The organism is Mesorhizobium sp. M4A.F.Ca.ET.020.02.1.1, from assembly GCF_004022645.1.
GTDB lineage: Bacteria > Pseudomonadota > Alphaproteobacteria > Rhizobiales > Rhizobiaceae > Mesorhizobium.
In genome coordinates, this window is the sequence record NZ_RZOI01001332.1 from 1 (window position 1) to 627 (window position 627).

General features: G+C 60.3%; 1 protein-coding gene. It reads right to left on the minus strand.

From position 1 onward, the window contains the following. A partial coding sequence (locus tag EN742_RS36965) for a GntR family transcriptional regulator (protein ID WP_148670615.1) occupies positions 1-334 on the minus strand: 334 nt, incomplete at its 3' end. Positions 335-627: the final 293 nt, after the last annotated feature.

Consider the following 627-nt stretch of genomic DNA (forward strand, 5'->3'; position numbering starts at 1 on the left):
CCATCAGCTCCGCAATCAGCGCATCGCTGGCCGGCAGCGGGATCATCAGCGCCGCCTGCCGCTGCAAGAGCTCGCGCACCTCGTAGATCTGCCTGACCTCGTCGGGTGACAGCCTTCTCACCATCGCGCCCTTGTTGCGTTCGCGGGTGACGACGCCGAGCTTCTCCAACTGGTAGAGCGCCTGGCGGATGGTGTGGCGCGACACCGGGAAGCGTCCGAGCAGCACATCTTCGACCAGCCGTGTGCCGGGCGCGAGGCGGCCGAAGATGATGTCCTCCTCCAGCGCCTTAACGACGTCGGCTTCCTTGCCGCCATAGTCTGCCACGTGGAGCATTTTCTTGTCCTTGCCGCGTCCTTTGCGGTCACTCTAGCCGCAGAGAGAGCCTTTCCGCAACTGCAGCGCATGGTCTGGATAATCGATAATACGACCATGCGTGACAAGTTATGATCGCCACATTGTAGGTATTTCTGCTGGAACCAGATTAGAATTATTGACAATCTGAGCCATTTGCCTATGGTGACGATCGGCGGTTGCTCCACCAGGGCGCCTGCAGTCAGCGTGAAATCCAGCCCCAAGGTGTCGATTGGCGTATCGCGGCCTCAGGAAGGGACTGACGAGCTACGGCG